The sequence below is a fragment of the Pantoea sp. DY-17 genome, assembly GCF_019795975.1.
Taxonomy (GTDB): Bacteria; Pseudomonadota; Gammaproteobacteria; order Enterobacterales; family Enterobacteriaceae; genus Pantoea; species Pantoea leporis.
In genome coordinates, this window is the sequence record NZ_JAIMIG010000001.1 from 142,318 (window position 1) to 162,327 (window position 20,010).

Here is a 20,010-nt window from a genome sequence, read left to right on the forward strand (position 1 = left end):
GGCTGCCATTGGCAGCCCGTTTTTTTATGCCTGTCGATCAGGGCGTGGTTTTCGCCGCTGGAGGCTCAACATCGTGCACGCGCACGTAGCCGAGTTGCTCCGGGGTTAACCCGCTGAGTCGCAGCGGCACGCTAACGGAACTACGCGGCATTAACTGTGCAGGAACCTCGATGGTCTGGCTCAGGCTGCCCGCGTTAAGCGGTTTGCCGCTGGCCGGATCCATTTCGCCCCATACCACGGTCGCGTGCAGTGCCGGAATCGGCTGATCATCGGTCGAGCGGATATTCAGATTGGCGCGACTGCCGCTGGCTTCACCCGCCACCTGCGAGAGTGACAAACGCAATTTACCTAGCTGCGTCTGTAACTCCACCGGCGTATTGGCTTGCGGCAATAGCCACGCGCCCTGGGTGGATTGGCTGTTCAGCTGTCCCTGAATCTCCAGCGCCGTTGCCTGATTGGTCAGCTTGCGCATCTGCTGATTAAGCTGACTCACTTCCTGATGCAACTCTTTGACCTGCGGTGAAACCGGCGTTGAACTGCAACCACTGAGAACCAGCAAAGAGAGTGCTGCCGGAGCCCAAAACGTCCTGATCGTCATGCAATGTCCTTTCTTTATTCGGGAATTCGTAAAACCTGGCCAGGGTAGATCTTATCAGGATGCATCAGCATTGGCTTGTTCGCCTCGAAAATCTTGTTGTATTGATTAGGATTTCCGTAGACCTCTTTCGATACTGCACTCAAGGTATCGCCTTTTTTCACGGTGTAGAATTTAGCAGGCGTAGCGGCATCGCTGGCGGTGACCTTGTCATCCACCTTGGTGATGCCCGCGACGTTACCGGCGGCCACCAGAATCTTCTCTTTTAACTCCTGAGAGATGCCATCACCAGTCACAGTAACGGTATCGCCTTTGACATCCACCTTGACCTTATCGCTGTCGGGCAAACCGAGTTTGTTGATGTGATCCTGCAATTTCTTGCTGGCATCGTCGCCGCCGCCGCTGACGGCATCCCACAGTTTTTCTCCAGCATCTTTCACGAAATCAAACAGACCCATACATCCTCCAGATTTTTATGATGTTGGCCGCCTTGCTGGCGGCTCTTTAAGCGTAGTGGTTTTTTGCCTGAGGTCATGTAGGTGATGTCTTGCATTTGGCTTAACGTCACAAACGGGGATTCACACATTATGTGCCACACACATACATTTTGTGGCGCGATCGCGCTACACTGTGTGGCCTATTTATCTCGCATCAGGAAGCCTCATGCATTGCCCATTCTGCTCCGCTGTGGACACCAAAGTGATTGATTCTCGTCTGGTTAGTGAAGGATCGTCGGTGCGTCGCCGTCGTCAGTGTCTGGTGTGTCATGAGCGTTTTACCACCTTTGAAGTGGCAGAGTTGGTGATGCCGCGCGTGGTAAAAAGCAACGATGTGCGTGAACCCTTCAATGAAGACAAGCTCAGCAGCGGCATGATTAAGGCGCTGGAAAAACGCCCCGTCAGCGCCGATGCGGTTGAAAGCGCGGTCAATCATATTAAAACTCAGCTGCGTGCCACCGGTGAACGCGAAGTGCCAAGCGCACTGATCGGCAATCTGGTGATGGATGAGCTGAAAAAGCTCGATAAAGTGGCCTACATTCGCTTTGCCTCGGTCTATCGCAGCTTCGAAGATATTCGCGATTTTGGTGAAGAGATCGCCCGCCTACAGGACTAATCCATGACTGACGAACGCTATATGGCGCGCGCGCTGGAACTGGCGCGGCGCGGACGCTTTACCACCACACCTAACCCCAACGTCGGCTGCGTGATTGTGCGCGAGGGCGAGATTGTCGGCGAAGGCTGGCATCAGCGCGCCGGCGAACCGCATGCCGAAGTGCATGCGCTGCGTATGGCGGGCGAACGAGCTGCTGGCGCAACCGCGTATGTCACGCTGGAACCTTGTAGCCACCATGGACGCACGCCGCCATGCTGCGATGCGCTGATTGCCGCAGGCGTGACGCGCGTGGTCGCCGCGATGCAGGATCCCAATCCGCAGGTGGCAGGACGTGGACTCTACCGTTTACAGCAGGCGGGCATCGACGTCAGTCATGGCCTGATGATGAACGAAGCGGAAGCGCTGAACCGGGGTTTTCTCAAACGTATGCGGACCGGATTCCCGTGGATCCAGCTGAAACTCGGCGCATCCCTTGATGGCCGCACCGCCATGGCGAGTGGCGAAAGTCAGTGGATCACATCCGCGGCCGCAAGGCGCGATGTGCAACGTTTACGCGCCCAGAGTTCAGCTATTCTTAGCACCAGCGCCACGGTGTTGGCTGACAATCCGTCGCTCACGGTACGCTGGAGGGAATTGAATGAAGAGGTGCGTGCGCAGCTTGATGAAAGCCAGCTGCGTCAGCCGGTGCGCGTGGTGATTGATAGCCAACAGCGCGTCACGCCGCAGCACCGACTGATTGACCAGCCAGGCGAAACCTGGCTGATGCGCAGCGAGCCCGATCAACACGCGTGGCCTGCCAGCGTGACCCAGATTGCGGTGCCCCAGCGTGGTGAACAGCTTGATTTGGTCGCGATGATGATGTTGCTCGGCCAGCGCCAGATCAACAGCGTGTGGGTGGAAGCGGGTGCCGGATTAGCGGGTGCTTTGCTGCAAGCGGGCCTGGTGGATGAGCTGATTGTTTACATGGCGCCAAAGCTGTTAGGGAATGCCGCACGCGGCCTGTGCACGCTGCCCGGACTGGAACAGCTGGCCGATGCGCCGGCCCTGAATTTTAGCGATGTGCGCTTGGTTGGCGATGACCTGCGCCTGACGCTGACGCCGCGCTGAAAGCGCGCGGAAAAGCCTGAGCGCGTCGCCAAAGAGTATGATAGAATCCGCCCCCTTCTGCGGGGCCATAAAACAACCCAAAGGATATGTATGAAAGTTATCGAAGCTCCTGTTGCCACGCCTGATGCAAACATTGCCATCGTAATTGCGCGTTTTAACAACTTCATTAATGACAGCCTGCTGGACGGCGCGATTGACGCACTTAAGCGCATCGGCCAGGTGAAAGCAGATAACATCACCGTTGTCTGGGTTCCAGGTGCATACGAACTGCCGCTGGCAGCACGCGCACTGGCGAAAGCCGGTAAGCACGACGCCATTGTTGCGTTGGGCACTGTCATCCGTGGCGGCACCGCACATTTCGAATATGTGGCCGGTGAAGCCAGCTCGGGCATTGCGCACGTCGCGATGACCAGCGAAATCCCGGTGACCTTCGGCGTGTTGACCACTGAAAATATCGAGCAGGCGATTGAACGCGCCGGCACGAAAGCAGGTAATAAAGGTGCCGAAGCGGCCCTGACTGCACTCGAAATGATCAACGTATTGAAAGCCATCAAAGCCTGATTTTTGTAAGGGGAATTTTGTGAAACCTGCTGCTCGTCGTCGCGCCCGTGAGTGCGCTGTCCAGGCGCTTTACTCCTGGCAGCTGTCTAAGAACGACATTGCCGATGTGGAATACCAGTTTCTGGCGGAACAAGACGTCAAAGACGTCGATATTAGCTATTTCCGCGAATTGCTGGCCGGTGTGGCGACTAACAGCGCGTACCTGGACGGTCTGATGAAGCCTTACCTGTCGCGTCAGCTGGAAGAGCTGGGCCAGGTAGAAAAAGCCATCCTGCGTATTTCGCTGTATGAGCTGAGCAAGCGTTCTGATGTGCCGTATAAAGTGGCCATCAACGAAGGCATCGAGTTGGCAAAAGTGTTTGGTGCTGAAGACAGCCACAAATTCGTCAACGGTGTGCTCGACAAAGCTGCCCCGCAAATTCGACCAAACAAAAAATAGCGTTAAAGGCCGGTTATCCGGCCTTTTTCTCATTGAGACCTGACTTATGTCTTGTGGTGAATTCGAACTGATTGCACGTTACTTTAACCGCGTCACCAGCTCCCGCCGCGATGTGGAGAAAGGAATTGGTGACGACTGCGCGTTACTTAACGTGCCAGAAAAACAGACACTTGCCATCAGCACCGACACGCTGGTTGCAGGCGTCCACTTCTTACGTGATATCCATCCCGCCGATCTCGGCTACAAAGCCGTCGCCGTTAATCTCAGCGATTTAGCCGCCATGGGCGCCGATCCGGCCTGGCTGACGCTGGCATTAACGCTGCCTGAAATTGATGAACCGTGGGTGGCGGCCTTTAGCGACAGCCTGTTTGAGCTGCTGGATTATTACGATATGCAGCTGATTGGTGGCGATACCACGCGCGGACCGCTGAGCATGACGCTCGGCATTCACGGTTTAGTGCCAGTGGGAAGGGCGCTGAAACGTTCGGGCGCGAAGCCAGGCGACTGGATCTTTGTCACCGGCACCTTGGGTGACAGCGCGGCCGGTTTATCGCTGCTGCAGCATCGCCATCGCCTGAACGATCCGGCGGTGCACGAAGCGTTGATCAAACGCCATTTGCGTCCAATGCCGCGCGTGCTGCAAGGCCAGGCGCTGCGGGGGCTGGCAACCTCGGCGATCGATATCTCTGATGGCCTGATTTCCGATCTCGGCCATGTGCTGACCGCCAGCCGCGTTGGCGCTCGCATCAATCTCGACGCGTTACCGCTTTCAGCTGCCCTGCGCGATCACTTCGAGCCTGAACTGGTGCTGAAATGGGCGTTGAGCGGCGGCGAAGATTACGAGCTGTGCTTTACCGTGCCAGAAGTGAACCGTGGCGCGATCGACGTGGCGCTCGGCCATTTTGGTGTGCCTTATACCTGTATTGGGCAGATTGCACCCGAATCGGAAGGGCTGAGTTTGCTGGAGAACGGCAAGCCGCGCAGTGTAGATGTGAAAGGGTTTGATCACTTCGGCGCGAAGTAAATTGCCCTCACCCTAACCCTCTCCCACAAGTGGGAGAGGGGACGATTAGGTGGGTACTGCACGTTCTGCTCCCTCGCCCGCTTGCGGGAGAGGGCTGGGGTGAGGGGAATGGTCTACCTTACTCAAACCCCACCAGCGGGTGCGGTTGATATACCGTTTCCAGCTCGGCAATCTCATTCTCACTCAACTCAACATCCACCGCTTTCACCAGCTCGGCGAACTGTTGCTCGCGCGAAGCGCCAATGATCGGCGCGGTGACCGCCGGTTTATGTAATAGCCACGCCAGCGCCACCTGCGCGCGCGTCACGCCTTTATCGGCGGCTACATTAGCCAGACGCTCGGCAATTGCCGCATCGTTCTCTTCGGTGCCGGTATACAGCTTCTCCATCACATTATCTGATACCGAACGTGCGGTGGTTTCGCCCCATGGACGCGTGAGTTTACCGCGCGCCAGCGGGCTCCACGGCAGCACCGCGATCCCTTCGCGCTGACACAGCGGATGCATGTCATTCTCTTCCTCACGCTGAATCAGGTTGTACTGATCCTGCATGCTGACAAAGCGCGCCCAGTTATTTTGCTTTTGCAGTTCCAGCGCCTGAGCAAACTGCGATGCGTGCATTGATGATGCGCCGATGTAACGCGCCTTGCCGGATTTCACCACTTCATGCAGCGCTTCCAGCGTCTCTTCAATCGGCGTGGCGTAATCCCAGCGGTGAATCTGCAGCAGATCGACATACTCCATACCAAGGCGCGTCAGGCTGTCATCAATCGATTGCAGGATATTCTGGCGCGACAAGCCTTGTGACAGATTACTCAGCGGAAAATAGACCTTGGTGGCGACCACAACCTGATCGCGGCGGGCAAAATCTTTCAGCGCCCGGCCCACGATCTCTTCGCTGCTGCCATCGGAATAGCTGTTAGCGGTATCGAAGAAGTTGATGCCGGCTTCCAGCGCCTGCTTGATCAACGGTCGGCTGCTCTCTTCGGGCAGCGTCCACGCGTGATTGCCGCGCGTGGGATCGCCGTAAGTCATGCAGCCTAAACAGAGACGTGAAACCTGTAAGTCGGTTTGGCCTAGGGGAATGGTTTTCATCTATTTGGGCTCCTGCTCTTATGCTTGAGGGAAATCGTTCCCTAAGCATAGCAGCAGGCTCGCTCACCGGGCGGTGAGCGAGTCGGGCAGATTACTGGGCGAGCCAGTCAGTGATTTGCTGCTGAATACCGGCGGCATCCAGCTGATAATCCTGACGTACTTCTTCCTGCGTGCCTTGTGGGATGAACTCATCCGGCAGGCCGAGGTTGAGCACCGGCACGCGCAGGCGTTTTGCCATCACGTACTCATTGACGCCGCTGCCGGCGCCGCCTTTGATGGCGCCTTCTTCCAGCGTAACCAGCGAATCGTGGCTGGCCGCCAGCTCGGCAATCAGTGCTTCATCGAGTGGCTTCACAAAACGCATATCCACCAGCGTGGCATTCAGCGCTTCCGCAGCGGCAGCGGCTTCTGGCAGCAAAGTACCGAAGTTAAGGATCGCCAGCTTTTCGCCGCGACGCTTCACAATACCTTTGCCCAGCGGCAAGCTAGCCAGCGGTTCCAGCGTTGCGCCGGTGCCGGTACCGCGCGGGTAACGCACCGCACTCGGGCCATCCTGATAGTGATATCCAGTATAAAGCATCAGACGACATTCGTTTTCATCGCTTGGCGTCATGATCACCATCTCTGGCACGCAGCGTAAGAACGCGATATCAAATGCGCCCTGATGAGTTTGACCATCCGCGCCGACAATACCGCCGCGATCGATAGCAAACAGCACCGGCAATTTCTGGATGGCGACGTCGTGGATCAGCTGATCGTAGGCGCGCTGCAGGAAGGTCGAGTAGATCGCCACAACCGGTTTGTAACCACCAATTGCCATACCTGCCGCGAACGTTACCGCGTGCTGCTCGGCAATCGCCACATCAAAATATTGCTGCGGATAGTCGCGTGAATAGCTCACCATGCCCGAACCTTCGCGCATCGCTGGCGTGACCGCCATCAGGCGCGGATCGTCAGCCGCCATTTCGCTCAGCCAGTTGCCGAAAATCTTCGAGTAGCTTGGCAAGCCCGGCACGCTTTTCGGCAGCGCCAGGCTGGCGGGATCGAACTTCGGTACCGCATGCCAGGTAATCGGATCTTCTTCCGCCGGGGCATAACCTTTGCCCTTTTTGGTCATGATGTGCAGGAACTGCGGACCTTTCAGATCGCGCATGTTCTTTAGCGTGCTTACCAGCGTCAGCACGTCGTGACCATCTACCGGGCCGATATAGTTAAAGCCCAGCTCTTCAAACAGCGTACCCGGCACCACCATGCCTTTCAGGTGCTCTTCTGTGCGCTTCACCAGCTCTTTAATCGGCGGCAAACCGCCCAATACACGCTTACCGCCTTCGCGCAGGCGTGAATAGGTTTTCCCGGAGAGAATCTGTGCCAGACGATTGTTGAGTGCGCCCACGTTCTCGGAGATCGACATCTCGTTGTCGTTGAGGATCACCAGCATGTCCGGCTTGATGTCACCGGCGTGGTTCATGGCTTCAAACGCCATGCCGGCGGTGATCGCGCCATCGCCAATAATACAGGCGGTGCGGCGGCCTTTGCCTTCACGTTCGGCGGCAACCGCCATGCCGAGCCCGGCGCTGATCGAGGTGGAGGAGTGACCTACGCTCAGCACGTCGTACTCACTCTCACCGCGCCACGGGAACGGATGCAGGCCATTTTTCTGGCGGATGGTGCCGATGCGATCGCGGCGTCCGGTCAGAATTTTGTGCGGATAGGCCTGATGGCCCACGTCCCACACCAGATGATCAAAGGGGGTGTTATAAACATAATGCAGCGCCACTGTTAGCTCGACGACGCCCAGACCCGATGCAAAGTGGCCGGAAGATCGGCTCACGCTATCCAGCAGATACTGACGCAGTTCGTCACACAGCTCCGGAAGTTTTTCTTTCGGTAATAAACGTAATTCCTGAACCGTGTTGGCTAACGCCAGTGTCGGGTATTTTGCAATATCAAAACTCATCAGAGACTCATTATGAAAGTTATTTATCGCGTTCAATTATGAAGCTTGCCAGCGCTTGTAAGGCGAGTGTGTTGTAAGACTGTGCCGCCAGAATATCGAGCGCGCCGAGCGCCTCTTGATAAAGATCCCAGGCTTTACTGCGGGCATTTTCCAGCCCCATCAATGAAGGATAGGTGCTTTTACCCAATGCCTGATCCGCGCCCTGTGTTTTTCCTAACACGGCGGTATCGCCGACCACATCGAGGATGTCATCCTGCACCTGAAACGCCAGTCCGATGGCATTGGCGTAGGTATCCAGTAGCGGCATCGCGGCGCGGCCACGATCGCCGGCGGCTAATGCTCCAAGACGTACCGCGGCGCGAATTAACGCGCCGGTTTTATGGCGGTGAATCTGTTCCAGCTGCGCCAGATCGATGCTTTTGCCTTCCGCCGCCAAATCCAGTGCCTGACCGCCGCACATGCCTGCCACGCCGCTGGCCTGCGCCAGTTCGGAAATCATCGCAATACGCGCGTCGGCGCTGACGCCGGGCATCGGCTGATCGGCTAGAATCGAAAAGGCCAAAGTTTGCAGAGCATCGCCGGCGAGAATCGCCGTGTCTTCACCATATTTAATATGGCAGGTTGGCTGCCCGCGGCGTAACGCATCGTCGTCCATCGCCGGCAGATCGTCATGAATCAGGGAATAAGCATGGATGCATTCCACGGCCGCAGCCGGCACATCGAGGCTGGCGGCATCGGCCTTTAGCATTTCGCCTGTTGCGTACACCAGAAAGGGACGCAGGCGCTTACCGCCTAATAATGCCCCATACTCCATGGCATTCACCAGAGGAGAACTCTGAAAAGGAAGTGGATCTATTAAGCGCGTCAATGCCTGATTAACGCGTTGATGGTAAGCGCTCAGCAGTTTAGCGAAATCCATTACTCATTTTCCGGGGTAAAAGGGGCGAGGGCGGCATCTTTCTCATCGCTAAGCAGAATTTGCACACGCTGCTCTGCCTGCTGCAGGGTTTGCTGACCGGTACGTGCCAATTGTACGCCGCGTTCAAATTCGTTCAGCGCCTGCTCTAACGGCAGCTCGCCACTTTCCAGGCGGCTGACAATCTGTTCCAGCTGCTCTAATGCGCTTTCAAAACTGGCAGGCGCTTCGGCTTTTTTCGGCATAATCAGTGTCGACTCACAGGTTAGGAGATCATCTTGCAATCGGTCATGGTAGCTGACGAGGATTAATTAGCAAAATAATGAATGTGATGAAGGTTGCTTAAAGCAGTCACCCGGCAAAGGTGATATACTTTTGCGCCTCGGATGCGGGGGCTCCTGAATTAACCCGCAATTATATGATTTTAACAGTTAAGTGCCGATGCTTTTAGCACTTATTTGTCCAAACGAACCCCTGTCGCCATGAAGTTTATCGTCAAGCTGTTTCCAGAAATCACCATCAAAAGTCAGTCGGTGCGTCTGCGCTTTATCAAAATTCTCTCCAGTAGCATTCGTAATATTCTGCGCACCGTGGATGAAGAGATCAAAGTCGTGCGCCATTGGGACCACATTGAAGTGCGTTCTAAGAATGAGTCGCTGCGCGAGACCCTTGTCACCGAACTGACGCGCATTCCGGGCATTCACCATGTGCTGGCGGTGGAAGATCGCGCCTACACCGATATGCACGACATTTTCGAGCAGACGCTGGTGCTCAACCGCGAGCGTCTGGAAGGCAAAAGCTTCTGCGTGCGCGTCAAGCGTCGCGGCAAGCACAGCTTCAGCTCGCAGGACGTGGAACGCTACGTTGGCGGCGGCCTTAATCAACACATCGCCAGCGCGCGCGTGCAGCTCAATCGCCCGGAAGAAACGGTGAATCTGGAGATCGACGACGATCGCCTGTTGCTGATCACCGCACGCTATGAAGGCTTAGGCGGTTTCCCGATTGGTACCCAGGAAGATGTTCTGTCACTGATTTCCGGTGGTTTCGATTCTGGCGTCTCGAGCTACATGCTGATGCGTCGCGGCTGCCGCGTGCATTACTGCTTCTTCAACCTTGGCGGTGCGGCACACGAGATTGGCGTGCGCCAGGTTGCACACTACCTGTGGCAGCGCTTTGGTCGCTCACACCGCGTACGCTTCGTAGCGATCAACTTCGAGCCGGTAGTCGGTGAGATTCTTGAGAAAGTGGACGACGGCCAAATGGGCGTGGTGCTGAAGCGTATGATGGTGCGTGCGGCGTCGATGGTAGCAGAACGTTACGGCGTGCAGGCGCTGGTGACCGGCGAAGCGCTGGGCCAGGTTTCCAGCCAGACGCTGACCAACCTGCGTTTGATCGATAACGCCTCCGATACGCTGATCCTGCGTCCGCTGATCTCCCATGACAAAGAGCACATCATTGATGTGGCACGTAAGATCGGCACCGAAGATTTTGCCCGCACCATGCCAGAATATTGCGGCGTGATTTCGAAAAGCCCAACCGTTAAAGCGGTGAAGGGCAAGATCGAAGCGGAAGAGCAAAACTTCGATTTCGAGATACTTCATCGCGTGGTGCAGGAAGCCAGCAACGTCGATATCCGTGAAATCGCCGAGCAGACGGAAGAAGAAGTGGTGGAAGTTGAAACCGTTGACTCCTTCATCAGCAACGACGTGGTGCTGGATATCCGTTCGGCCGATGAGCAGGAGGCGAATCCGCTGATCGTTGAAGGCGTTGAAGTGAAGACTCTGGCGTTCTATAAACTCAGCACCCAGTTTGGCGACCTGGACCAGAGTAAAACCTGGCTGCTGTATTGCGATCGCGGTGTGATGAGTCGCTTGCAGGCGCTCTATCTGCATGAGCAGGGCTTCAAAAACGTGAAGGTTTATCGTCCATAAGCGATAAACCGTAGCGGCGCGATGAATCACGCGTATTTCATGCGGCATCAGTGTTGCAGTGAAATGCGCAATTAATCGCGCCGCTACAATCATGTGCAGTCTGTTGTAACAACGTTACCGCTCTTCAAACTCCTGATAATTATAAATCCCTGCCGCCAGCACCAGCTGTGAAGCCACTTCACGCGCGGTCTCTTTATCCACCAGCAAATCAATCAGCTTCAACGCAAAATCCATTGCGGTGCCCGGTCCCTGGCTGGTCAGCAGGTTAACGCGCGGATCCCACACCACGCGGCGCTCCATCCATTTGCTGTCGGGAATGGTGTCACGCAGGCCGGGAAAACCGGTCATATTGCCGACCGGAAACAGATCGTGCGCGACCAAAACCGTGCCCGGCGCGGCACAAATCGCTGCCACAATCTTGCTGGAGAGATGGAACTGGCGCACGGTTTCCACCAGCAGCGGGCTGTCGCGGAAGGTCTCCGCGCCTTTCAAACCGCCGGGCAGCACAATCGCATCGTAGTCGTTATCCGCCACCTCAACCAAAGGCGCATCCGCCAGCAGCCGCACGCCGCGCGAACAAACGATCTCACGCGTGCCATCGCTCTCCACGCTGGCGGTGGTGACGCTTAATCCGCCGCGTACCAGCAAATCGATAGTGGTGACCGCTTCGGTCTCTTCACTTCCATGTGCCAGGCAAACCAGAACCGATGCGTTCGCGCTCATAGTGGGACTCCTTACGTTTAATCAGATCGTACAAACGGGTGTTTTCCGGCAGTGAAATGCCCTGCGCGCGGGCGCGACGCAACAGGTAGCCGGTGATGTAATCAATTTCGGTCAGACGCTGCGCGCGCACATCCTGCAACATTGATGAGGTATTTGCGGCGGTGCTATCGATCACGTCGTAAATGATGTCGCGCAGATTATCCACCGCCATGTGCTGGCCTTCGCGCTCCATCACCCAGGCGATCTCTTCGCACAGCAGCGCGACTTGTTCCGGCCAGGCGCGCAGCGCCCCGTTTTGGCAATCGTGCTCGACGGTCATCGGATTGATCACGCAGTTAATTGCCAGCTTGCGCCAGCTGGCGGCGGCGATGTTGTCATGCCAGGCCACATCCGGCAGCGCCTGATGCAGAATATCAGCGATATCGCTGAGTGCGGCGCTCTCACGATTAGCAGGGCCGATATGGGTGATGCCGTGCGCAATATGCTTAATCACCGTGCCGTCGCGCATTGCCGCGTGCGTGGTGATGCCGCGCAACAGCGGCTGACGCAAATCTTTCAGCTCTTCCAGCGTTCCCATGCCGTTATGCAGCAGCAGAATTGGCGCGTGCGTCGGCAGCACGCTTTGCAGATTTTTCACCGCAGGGGAAACCTGTGGCGCTTTGAGCGTCACCAGTAACAGCTGGCTTTCGGCGAGGAACAGCGGATCGTTGGCAATAAAGGTGTGATTGCTCACCTCGCCTTGCGGATCGACTACGTTGGCTGAGCAATAGGGCTGCGGTACACGTAACCAGCCCTGCACCTCATGTCCCTGACGGGCGAGAGCGGCGAGCCAAATTTGACCTAAGGCGCCACACCCCAACACGGTAATTTTCATTTTGCCTCCCGTGGGCGGGTTCCTGTTTTCACGTTACGGGTAAGTATAGCTTTCCGCGTATCGTATTTTATTAGCGCCACAAGACGCGTATTATGCATGTCACTTTAGTATCAGGAGAAGAAAAGATGCCATCTTTCGATATCGTTTCCGAAGTCGAATTGTCGGAAGTGCGAAATGCCGTGGAGAATGCGAACCGCGAGATCTCAACTCGTTTCGATTTCCGTAACGTGAGTGCAACCATTGAGCTCAACGAAAAGAACGAGACCATCAAACTCAGCAGCGAATCTGATTTCCAGGTCAAGCAGCTGGTGGATATTCTGCGCGAAAAGCTGCTGAAGCGTGGCATTGAAGGCGCAGCGATTGAAGTGCCAGAAGAGATCGTGCACAGCGGTAAAAGCTGGTCGGTGGAAGCCAAGCTGAAGAAAGGTATCGAAAGCGATATCGCGAAAAAGCTGGTGAAGCTGATTAAAGACAGCAAGCTGAAAGTGCAGACGCAGATTCAGGGTGAAGAACTGCGCGTAACCGGTAAGTCACGCGACGACCTGCAAGGTGCGATGGCGCTGGTGCGCGGTGGCAACCTCGGACAGCCTTTCCAGTTCAAAAACTTCCGCGACTAATCGCGTTTGTCGCGCGCCGCACGACGATAAAGCGTGCTGCGCGCGACGCCTAAGGCTTCCGCCGTTTTACTGATATTACCATTGAAGCGCTGCAGCGTTTCGCTGATCAACCGCCTATCATGACTCTGCCGATCGGACTGTGGCTGCACCGCCGCACGCCGATACTCTGCCGGTAAATGGACCTCGGTCACTTCTTCACCTTCATCCGCCAGCGCCAATAGCACGCGTAACAAGCTGCGCAATTGCCGCACGTTGCCCGGCCACGGCAGCTGCGCCAGAGCCGTCAACAGCGCAGGTGAGAGCTGAATATCGCGATCCGCGCCGCCCAGCTCCAGCCATAATCGACGGATAAAACCTTCCACATCCGGCCAGGCGCGCAGCGGCGGAATGGTCATCGAGAATTCCTGCAGGCGATAGAGTAAATCTTCGCGGAATTCACCTTCGGCTACACGTTGTGCCAAATCGCGGTGTGTGGCGCTGATCACCGCGAAATTCACCGGCCAGCTGCGGCTGGATCCGAGCGGCGCCACCTCTTTCTCCTGCAACACGCGTAGCAAGCGGGTTTGCAGTGCCAGCGGCATATCGCCAATTTCATCGAGGAACAGCACGCCGCCATCTGCTTCACGAATTTTGCCGATGTAACCATTCTTGCTCGCGCCGGTGAACGCGCCGGGTTGATAGCCAAACAGCTCAGATTCAATCAGCGCTTCGGGGATGGCCGCGCAGTTAATGGCAACGAATTTGCCTTCGCGCCAGCGGCTTTGCTGATGCAGTGCGCGGCTGACATACTCTTTGCCGCTGCCGGTTTCGCCGTGAATGCACAGTGAAACGCCGGCATTGAGCAGTCGCACCATCTTCTCGCCATCGCGCCCCAGCGAGAAAGGCAGCTCGCTGGCGGGTTCGCTCGGCGTGGCAAAATGGCTGCGCTGCGGTGCTCGCAGGCGAAAATAGTAGCGCTGCGTAGCGTAATCGAGCGGAGCGGGAATGCTGTTGGCGTGCTGCTGCTGTTGCGGAAACAGTTGTTGAAAGGTCACGCTGCCGAGTTGCCCGACGCTCAGCGCCAGTTCGCGCATCGCCAGCCTGTTGGCGGCGGTCAGGACGTTATCCGAGAACACCAGCAGCAGTTCATCGCTGGTATCGATACCCTGCGGCTGCAGATGCAGGCTCATCAACCATTGCTGCGGATGCAGGCTCTGCTTCACCCACAAATATTCGATCTGTTTCGCCGCCGCTTTCACCCAGCTAAAGGTCTGCGGATGCGGGAAGTGCGCCGGGCCGGAAATATCCAGCACGCCAGCAATCTGACCGTTGGGCATTTGCAGCGGCATCGCCGCACAGTACAAACCTTGATTGAGCGTGAGGAAGTGCTGATGACCTTGAATCTCGCAGCCATCATCAATCGCCAGCGCGGTGCCAATCGCATTGGTGCCACGCCCGCATTCACTCCATAAATTACCCGGCGCCAGCGCATAACGTTGGGCTTTTTCCAGCGAGGGCATATCGCCAAAGGTATTGAGCACCAAACCGGTGGCATCCGACAAAATCACCACCGATTGCTTCTCGGCCAGCTTCTGCGCCAGCTGTTTGATCACCGGCTGTGCGAATTGCTGCAGCCCGGCATTGCTGGCAAGCACATCGGCCAGTTCACCCTGGCGAACACGCGGAAAATCATCGGCGGTGCGATCGAGACCATACAGCTGGCTACGGAACCAGGAGTCGCTTAATAGCGGATTGGCGTTAACGGCAGACGCGGATGGATGTCCCTGCATTGATGACCTCATGCCCAAGCGAAAGTGTTGCGACATTGTAGCGGGTCGGTTTCTGTACTGTTGCGATACGCAACACAGATGGTGAACTTTTCTGCACAACATAGCCAGGTCATGTTGTGCGGCGGCTCTTAACTTAATGATGATATTGGTTTTTTAATGAAATATCGTCTGATGAAAAAAGCTGGCACGCCCGCTGCAATAGCTCCTCTGACAGCACGTTTTCTGGAAGGCGACTGAGCCTTCAGAATATCTGACCCTACATAAAGGAGTTTGCGATGCGTTATGCACATCCCGGTACGCCCGGCGCTTTGGTTTCATTCCAGGCGATTTACGGCAACTACATTGCGGGCAAATTCGTCGAGCCGCTCAGCGGCCAATACTTCACTAACACCTCGCCAGTGAATGGCAGCGATATCGCGCAGTTCCCGCGTTCGGATGCGCGCGATATCGATTTAGCGTTGGATGCGGCGCATCAGGCGGCCGATGCCTGGGGAAAAACCAGCGTGCAGCATCGCGCCAACATCCTGTTGCAGGTGGCGGATCGCATTGAGGCCAATCTCGAAAAACTGGCGGTAGCGGAGAGCTGGGATAACGGTAAACCGATTCGCGAAACCCTGAACGCCGATCTGCCGCTGGCGGTGGATCACTTCCGTTACTTCGCCGGTTGCCTGCGCGCGCAAGAGGGCAGCACCGCGGAGATCGATGAAACCACCGTGGCATATCATTTTCATGAACCGCTCGGCGTGGTTGGGCAAATCATTCCGTGGAACTTCCCGCTGTTAATGGCGGCGTGGAAACTGGCGCCAGCGCTGGCGGCGGGCAACTGTGTCGTGCTGAAACCGGCGGAACAGACGCCGCTCGGTATTACGCTGCTGATGGAGGTGATTGGCGATCTGTTCCCGGCTGGCGTGTTGAATGTGGTGCAGGGCTTTGGTCGTGAAGCGGGTGAAGCGCTGGCGACCAGCAAACGCATCGCCAAAATCGCCTTTACCGGTTCAACGCCGGTGGGGCGCCACATTATGGCCTGCGCTGCTGAAAACATCATTCCCTGCACCGTCGAGCTGGGCGGCAAGTCGCCGAATATCTACTTCGCTGATGTGATGGATGGTGAGGACGAGTTTATTGAGAAGGCGGTGGAAGGTTTAGTACTCGGTTTCTTCAATCAGGGTGAAGTCTGTACCTGTCCATCGCGCGCCTTGATTCATGAATCGATCTATCAACCCTTTATGGATCGCGTGATGGCCAAGGTGGCGAACATCCGTCGCGGCGATCCGCTCGATAGCGACACCATGATTGGTGCACAGGCTTCACGCCAGCAATTCGATAAAATCCTGTCGTATATCAACATCGCACGCGACGAAGGCGGGCAAATTCTCACCGGTGGCGATCGCGCCAGCATGGCCACCGAGCTGAATGATGGATTCTACATTCAGCCGACCTTAATCAAAGGAACCAACCAGATGCGCTGTTTTCAGGAGGAGATTTTTGGGCCGGTGATTGGTGTTACCACCTTTAAGGATGAGGCAGAAGCGCTCGCCATCGCCAACGAAACCCAGTTCGGTCTTGGTGCGGGCGTGTGGACGCGCGATACCAATCTGGCTTATCGCATGGGACGCGGCATCAAAGCCGGGCGCGTCTGGACCAACTGTTATCACATCTATCCCGCTCACGCGGCATTCGGCGGTTACAAGCAGTCGGGTGTAGGCCGTGAGACGCACAAAATGGCGCTCAGCGCCTATCAACAAACCAAAAATCTGCTGGTTAGCTATGGCACCGCGCCTTTGGGCCTGTTCTAAGTCCGCATCCGTTCAAATGGAGAGTGAAAGATGAATATGCAAATCAAAACCACCATGAAAGCCGCTGTTGTGAAGGCTTTTGGTGAACCGTTAGTGATTGAGCAGGTGCCGGTGCCGCAGGTCGGGCCGGGGCAGATTTTAGTGAAAATTGCGGCTACCGGCGTGTGCCATACCGATCTTCACGCGGCCGAAGGCGACTGGCCGATTAAACCCAATCCGCCGTTTATTCCGGGCCACGAAGGTGTGGGCCAGGTTGTGGCGCTCGGCGAGGGCGTTAAGCACCTGAAAATGGGCGATCGCGTCGGTGTGCCATGGCTCTATTCGGCGTGCGGTCACTGCGAACACTGTCTCGATAGCTGGGAAACGCTGTGTCTGTCGCAGCAAAATGCCGGTTACTCAGTGAATGGCAGCTTCGCGGAATACTGCCTCGCCGATGCCAACTATGTCGGCATCATTCCGGATAACGTCGATTACAACGAAATCGCGCCAATCCTCTGTGCCGGCGTCACCGTGTATAAAGGGCTGAAAATGACCGACACCAAACCCGGCGATTGGGTGGTGATTTCCGGTATTGGCGGTTTAGGGCATATGGCGGTGCAGTACGCGGTTGCCATGGGTCTGAACGTGGCGGCGGTGGATATTGATGATGAGAAACTGGCGTTCGCTAAACGTCTTGGTGCCAGCGTGGTGGCGAACGCGAAAAATGTCGATCCGGCCAAGGTGTTCCAGGAGAGTTTTGGCGGTGCGCATGGCGTGCTGGTCACGGCAGTTTCACCGAAAGCGTTCGAACAGGCGATTGGTACGCTGCGTCGTGGCGGCACCATGGTGCTGAACGGTTTGCCGCCGGGCAAATTCGATCTGTCGATTTTCGATATGGTGTTGGACGGCATTACGGTGCGCGGTTCCATCGTCGGGACGCGCAAAGATCTGCAGGAAGCGCTGGATTTTGCCGGTCGTCACAAGGTGAAAGCCACCGTAGCGGTAGAACCGCTGACTAACATCAACGATATCTTCGCGCGGATGCACGCTGGCAAGATTGAAGGGCGCATCGTGGTGGATATGTCGCTGTAACAAAAAGCCCGACGCGATGGTCGGGCTGGTCATTTAGCAGCTGGCGAGCAGCGCTTCGAGTTCGACGCGGCTCGTCACTTTACTGTCGATTTTGATATAAGCACTTTTCTCTTCTGGCACGATAAACACCGACGCCACGCCGGGCTGCGCTTTCAAACGCTTCTCCAGATTCGGCACCGCCAGCACCGCATCGCTGAGCATAATGCGCAGGCTGCTGACGTAAGGCGGTTCCTGCATCGACATCGCCACAAACAGCCAGGCAGCTGCGACAATCGCACCGACCAGGAACACGGTTTGGGCATCAACATGACCATAGATCCATCCGCCCATGCTGCCGCCAATCGCCACACCAATGAACTGGCTGGTGGAGTAGATGCCCATCGCGGTGCCTTTGTAGCCCGGCGGCGACTCTTTGCTGATCAGTGATGGCAGAATCGCTTCCATCAGGTTGAAGGCGAGGAAGAACAGCTGCACACCAATCACCAGCGTCCAGAAGTGGCCTGCCGCGCCCCACAATACGATTTCTGCAATGATGATGATCGCCACGCAGCCGACAAACACGCGCTTCATGCGGCGCTTCACTTCGGCATAGATAATGAAAGGCACCACGGCCACAAAGGCCACCAGCATCGTCACCAGATAGACTTTCCAGTGCTCGGCCGCCGGTAAACCGGCTTGTTCAAACTGTCCCGGCAGCGCCACGAAGCTCGACATCAGCAGAATGTGCAGGCAGAGAATGCCGATATTCAGTTTTAACAGTTTTGGATTGGTCAACACCGCGCGGATACTGCCTTTCACCATGCCGGATTCGCGGTTCAATACGTGGTTTGGTGCGTTCGGCACCACTAATAAGGTGATGACGATGCCCAGCGTCGCGAGGATGGCGATCATCCAGAACAGCGCGTGCAAGCCGAGTGCGTGGGTGACAATTGGGCCAACTACCATCGCAATAGCAAAAGTGACGCCAAAGCTGATGCCGATAAACGCCATCGCCTTGGTGCGGTTTTGTTCACGGGTTAAATCTGACAGCAACGCCATTACCGCGGCGGCAATCGCGCCGGAGCCTTGTAACGCGCGGCCTAAAATCACGCCCCAAATGGTGTCGGAGGTGGCGGCGATAACGCTGCCGAAAACGAACAGCAGCAGCCCGCCAACGATCAGCGGCTTTCGGCCGACGCGATCGGAGAGCAAACCAAAAGGAATCTGGAAGATGGCTTGTGCCAAACCATAGATACCGATTGCGAACCCAATCAGTGTTTCACTGGCGCCCTGTAACGCCATGCCGTACGTGGTGAGTACCGGCAAGACCATAAACATTCCCAGCATGCGCAGGGAAAAAACGGTACCTAAACCCCATGTAGCACGAAGCTCTACTGGCGTCATTTTATTGTCGTTCATGTTTACCTCAAAATTATACTGCGCCCATTTTAGGCAGCAGGGCAGGGCGGGTAAAACATTTGTTCTTAAGCAGTGGTAACAAAAAGAAAGGGCGCGAAATTCGCGCCCTTTCTGGTTTTGCGGAGCTGAATTACCAGACGTAAGTCAGTAAATCTTTCGACGCTGGCGTCATGAAATCAACCGACATCATCACGCTCAGGGCGGTGATAGCGACAATCGAAAACACAAACAGTTTACGTGCCCAAACTTTATCGTTTGAGGTTTTGTAACCTGAAAGCGCCATGCCGAGCCACCACACGCTAACGGCCGCAGCCACCACCAGATATTTGTAGCCCGCGTAACCGCCAAGGGTCAGCATCAGCGTGGCAATCATGAACGCCAGGATATATAGCGTAATATGATTTTTTGCCACCGAGATGCCTTTCACCACTGGCAGAACCGGAATGTTGGCAGCCTGGTAATCTTTAAAGCGGAAGATGGCAATCGCATAGGAGTGCGGCATCTGCCACAGGCTAAAGATAGCCAGTAAAATCAACGCGCCAGCATCAAACTGGTTGGTTACTGCGCAGTAGCCAATCACCGGCGGCGCAGCGCCAGAGAGACTACCAATCAGCGTGCCGTAGACAGAGTTACGCTTCATATAGAGGCTATAAACGCCTACGTAAACCACGAAGCCCATCACCGCCAGCCACATGGCCAGCGGGTTAGCGCCGAAATACAGCAACGCAAAGCCAGCAATACCCAATGCGGTTGCATAAACCAGGCTTACTTTCGCCGAGATCAGGCCTTTGACCAGAACACGGTTCCGCGTTCTCTCCATTTTGATGTCGATATCGCGGTCAATCACGTTGTTGAAAACACAACCTGATGCGACAACCAGCGATACGCCAACCAGCGAGGCGAGAAACAGGGTGTAATCAATGCTGCCTTTCGAAGCCAGCAGGAATCCACCGATCACAGAAATTAAATTGCCGAAAATAATTCCTGGTTTTGTTACTTGCAGGTATTGCTTAATCATTACGCGAC

Annotated in this window: 20 protein-coding genes; 9 read left to right on the forward strand and 11 right to left on the reverse strand. The window is 56.0% G+C overall.

The features are described 5' to 3' along the window. Positions 1–37: 37 nt before the first annotated feature. Both K5Y33_RS00700 and lysM read right to left on the reverse strand, forming a co-directional pair. Complete coding sequence (locus K5Y33_RS00700; RefSeq protein WP_222233083.1) at positions 38–598, reverse strand: DUF3251 domain-containing protein; 561 nt, start codon at positions 596–598, stop codon at positions 38–40. Positions 599–612: 14 nt separating this feature from the next. Further along, the gene (gene lysM, locus K5Y33_RS00705; protein ID WP_222233084.1) at positions 613–1,053 is read right to left on the reverse strand and encodes a peptidoglycan-binding protein LysM; all 441 of its coding nucleotides are present in this window, start codon (positions 1,051–1,053) and stop codon (positions 613–615) included. A gap of 205 nt (positions 1,054–1,258) precedes the next feature. On the opposite strand from lysM, the gene nrdR reads away from it, so the two are divergent. From nrdR to thiL, 5 genes are all read left to right on the forward strand, one after another. After that, a complete protein-coding gene (gene nrdR, locus K5Y33_RS00710) occupies positions 1,259–1,708 on the forward strand; it encodes a transcriptional regulator NrdR (protein ID WP_008103978.1) in 450 nt (149 codons plus the stop codon). Positions 1,709–1,711: 3 nt separating this feature from the next. Next, the gene (ribD, locus tag K5Y33_RS00715) at positions 1,712–2,815 is read left to right on the forward strand and encodes a bifunctional diaminohydroxyphosphoribosylaminopyrimidine deaminase/5-amino-6-(5-phosphoribosylamino)uracil reductase RibD (RefSeq protein WP_222233085.1); all 1,104 of its coding nucleotides are present in this window, start codon (positions 1,712–1,714) and stop codon (positions 2,813–2,815) included. Between the two features lie 90 nt (positions 2,816–2,905). Further along, positions 2,906–3,376, forward strand: coding sequence for a 6,7-dimethyl-8-ribityllumazine synthase (gene ribE / locus K5Y33_RS00720; RefSeq protein ID WP_007887008.1), 471 nt, complete (start codon positions 2,906–2,908; stop codon positions 3,374–3,376). A 19-nt stretch (positions 3,377–3,395) separates the two neighbouring features. Then, entirely contained in the window at positions 3,396–3,815 is a 420-nt protein-coding gene (nusB, locus tag K5Y33_RS00725; RefSeq protein WP_007887007.1) for a transcription antitermination factor NusB, read from the forward strand. A gap of 46 nt (positions 3,816–3,861) precedes the next feature. After that, positions 3,862–4,839, forward strand: coding sequence for a thiamine-phosphate kinase (gene thiL, locus K5Y33_RS00730; RefSeq protein ID WP_101762440.1), 978 nt, complete (start codon positions 3,862–3,864; stop codon positions 4,837–4,839). 118 nt (positions 4,840–4,957) lie between these two features. Here thiL and K5Y33_RS00735 read toward each other — a convergent pair whose 3' ends face one another. The 4 genes from K5Y33_RS00735 to xseB form a co-directional block, all read right to left on the reverse strand. Next, complete coding sequence (locus K5Y33_RS00735) at positions 4,958–5,932, reverse strand: aldo/keto reductase (RefSeq protein ID WP_222233086.1); 975 nt, start codon at positions 5,930–5,932, stop codon at positions 4,958–4,960. A gap of 91 nt (positions 5,933–6,023) precedes the next feature. Further along, a complete protein-coding gene (gene dxs / locus K5Y33_RS00740; RefSeq protein WP_101762438.1) occupies positions 6,024–7,889 on the reverse strand; it encodes a 1-deoxy-D-xylulose-5-phosphate synthase in 1,866 nt (621 codons plus the stop codon). 19 nt (positions 7,890–7,908) lie between these two features. Then, positions 7,909–8,808 (reverse strand): (2E,6E)-farnesyl diphosphate synthase, encoded by a 900-nt coding sequence (ispA, locus tag K5Y33_RS00745; protein ID WP_101762437.1) that lies wholly within the window; start codon positions 8,806–8,808, stop codon positions 7,909–7,911. Further along, positions 8,808–9,050 (reverse strand): exodeoxyribonuclease VII small subunit, encoded by a 243-nt coding sequence (gene xseB, locus K5Y33_RS00750; RefSeq protein WP_101762436.1) that lies wholly within the window; start codon positions 9,048–9,050, stop codon positions 8,808–8,810. Before xseB ends, ispA begins: the two co-directional genes overlap by 1 nt. Before the next feature lie 237 nt (positions 9,051–9,287). Here xseB and thiI point away from each other — a divergent pair, with 237 nt between their 5' ends. Continuing rightward, positions 9,288–10,736, forward strand: coding sequence for a tRNA uracil 4-sulfurtransferase ThiI (gene thiI / locus K5Y33_RS00755; RefSeq protein WP_110867750.1), 1,449 nt, complete (start codon positions 9,288–9,290; stop codon positions 10,734–10,736). A 114-nt stretch (positions 10,737–10,850) separates the two neighbouring features. On the opposite strand, the gene yajL is transcribed toward thiI, so the two are convergent. Both yajL and panE read right to left on the reverse strand, forming a co-directional pair. Next, a complete protein-coding gene (gene yajL / locus K5Y33_RS00760) occupies positions 10,851–11,459 on the reverse strand; it encodes a protein deglycase YajL (protein ID WP_192236713.1) in 609 nt (202 codons plus the stop codon). Then, positions 11,413–12,333 (reverse strand): 2-dehydropantoate 2-reductase, encoded by a 921-nt coding sequence (gene panE, locus K5Y33_RS00765; protein WP_192236712.1) that lies wholly within the window; start codon positions 12,331–12,333, stop codon positions 11,413–11,415. Before panE ends, yajL begins: the two co-directional genes overlap by 47 nt. A gap of 125 nt (positions 12,334–12,458) precedes the next feature. Here panE and K5Y33_RS00770 point away from each other — a divergent pair, with 125 nt between their 5' ends. Next, positions 12,459–12,950 (forward strand): YajQ family cyclic di-GMP-binding protein, encoded by a 492-nt coding sequence (locus tag K5Y33_RS00770; protein WP_101762432.1) that lies wholly within the window; start codon positions 12,459–12,461, stop codon positions 12,948–12,950. Here K5Y33_RS00770 and K5Y33_RS00775 read toward each other — a convergent pair. Then, positions 12,947–14,719: a sigma-54-dependent Fis family transcriptional regulator gene (locus tag K5Y33_RS00775; protein ID WP_137385268.1), complete on the reverse strand. Its 1,773-nt coding sequence runs from the start codon at positions 14,717–14,719 to the stop codon at positions 12,947–12,949. The two genes, K5Y33_RS00770 and K5Y33_RS00775, sit on opposite strands and share 4 nt — an antisense overlap. A gap of 275 nt (positions 14,720–14,994) precedes the next feature. Here K5Y33_RS00775 and K5Y33_RS00780 point away from each other — a divergent pair, with 275 nt between their 5' ends. Together K5Y33_RS00780 and adhP are read left to right on the forward strand one after the other, a co-directional pair. Then, positions 14,995–16,515, forward strand: coding sequence for an aldehyde dehydrogenase family protein (locus tag K5Y33_RS00780; RefSeq protein WP_110867746.1), 1,521 nt, complete (start codon positions 14,995–14,997; stop codon positions 16,513–16,515). A gap of 30 nt (positions 16,516–16,545) precedes the next feature. Beyond that, a complete protein-coding gene (gene adhP / locus K5Y33_RS00785) occupies positions 16,546–17,586 on the forward strand; it encodes an alcohol dehydrogenase AdhP (protein ID WP_137385269.1) in 1,041 nt (346 codons plus the stop codon). A 33-nt stretch (positions 17,587–17,619) separates the two neighbouring features. Here adhP and K5Y33_RS00790 read toward each other — a convergent pair whose 3' ends face one another. Continuing rightward, the gene (locus tag K5Y33_RS00790) at positions 17,620–18,984 is read right to left on the reverse strand and encodes an MFS transporter (protein WP_192236709.1); all 1,365 of its coding nucleotides are present in this window, start codon (positions 18,982–18,984) and stop codon (positions 17,620–17,622) included. Between the two features lie 130 nt (positions 18,985–19,114). Next, on the reverse strand, positions 19,115–20,002 hold the full coding sequence (gene cyoE / locus K5Y33_RS00795; RefSeq protein WP_008103945.1) for a heme o synthase: 888 nt from the start codon (positions 20,000–20,002) through the stop codon (positions 19,115–19,117). Between the last annotated feature and the right edge of the window lie 8 nt (positions 20,003–20,010).

What these genes read in the sequence shown, in the direction of transcription:
- K5Y33_RS00735 (WP_222233086.1), bottom strand. Translation starts at nt 5,932, where the DNA reads ATGAAAACCATTCCCCTAGGCCAAACCGACTTACAGGTTTCACGTCTC.
- ribD (WP_222233085.1), top strand. Translation starts at nt 1,712, where the DNA reads ATGACTGACGAACGCTATATGGCGCGCGCGCTGGAACTGGCGCGGCGC.
- K5Y33_RS00775 (WP_137385268.1), bottom strand. Translation starts at nt 14,719, where the DNA reads ATGCAGGGACATCCATCCGCGTCTGCCGTTAACGCCAATCCGCTATTA.
- K5Y33_RS00700 (WP_222233083.1), bottom strand. Translation starts at nt 598, where the DNA reads ATGACGATCAGGACGTTTTGGGCTCCGGCAGCACTCTCTTTGCTGGTT.
- ribE (WP_007887008.1), top strand. Translation starts at nt 2,906, where the DNA reads ATGAAAGTTATCGAAGCTCCTGTTGCCACGCCTGATGCAAACATTGCC.
- nrdR (WP_008103978.1), top strand. Translation starts at nt 1,259, where the DNA reads ATGCATTGCCCATTCTGCTCCGCTGTGGACACCAAAGTGATTGATTCT.
- lysM (WP_222233084.1), bottom strand. Translation starts at nt 1,053, where the DNA reads ATGGGTCTGTTTGATTTCGTGAAAGATGCTGGAGAAAAACTGTGGGAT.
- thiI (WP_110867750.1), top strand. Translation starts at nt 9,288, where the DNA reads ATGAAGTTTATCGTCAAGCTGTTTCCAGAAATCACCATCAAAAGTCAG.
- panE (WP_192236712.1), bottom strand. Translation starts at nt 12,333, where the DNA reads ATGAAAATTACCGTGTTGGGGTGTGGCGCCTTAGGTCAAATTTGGCTC.
- cyoE (WP_008103945.1), bottom strand. Translation starts at nt 20,002, where the DNA reads ATGATTAAGCAATACCTGCAAGTAACAAAACCAGGAATTATTTTCGGC.
- ispA (WP_101762437.1), bottom strand. Translation starts at nt 8,808, where the DNA reads ATGGATTTCGCTAAACTGCTGAGCGCTTACCATCAACGCGTTAATCAG.
- K5Y33_RS00770 (WP_101762432.1), top strand. Translation starts at nt 12,459, where the DNA reads ATGCCATCTTTCGATATCGTTTCCGAAGTCGAATTGTCGGAAGTGCGA.
- xseB (WP_101762436.1), bottom strand. Translation starts at nt 9,050, where the DNA reads ATGCCGAAAAAAGCCGAAGCGCCTGCCAGTTTTGAAAGCGCATTAGAG.
- K5Y33_RS00790 (WP_192236709.1), bottom strand. Translation starts at nt 18,984, where the DNA reads ATGAACGACAATAAAATGACGCCAGTAGAGCTTCGTGCTACATGGGGT.
- adhP (WP_137385269.1), top strand. Translation starts at nt 16,546, where the DNA reads ATGAATATGCAAATCAAAACCACCATGAAAGCCGCTGTTGTGAAGGCT.
- dxs (WP_101762438.1), bottom strand. Translation starts at nt 7,889, where the DNA reads ATGAGTTTTGATATTGCAAAATACCCGACACTGGCGTTAGCCAACACG.
- yajL (WP_192236713.1), bottom strand. Translation starts at nt 11,459, where the DNA reads ATGAGCGCGAACGCATCGGTTCTGGTTTGCCTGGCACATGGAAGTGAA.
- thiL (WP_101762440.1), top strand. Translation starts at nt 3,862, where the DNA reads ATGTCTTGTGGTGAATTCGAACTGATTGCACGTTACTTTAACCGCGTC.
- K5Y33_RS00780 (WP_110867746.1), top strand. Translation starts at nt 14,995, where the DNA reads ATGCGTTATGCACATCCCGGTACGCCCGGCGCTTTGGTTTCATTCCAG.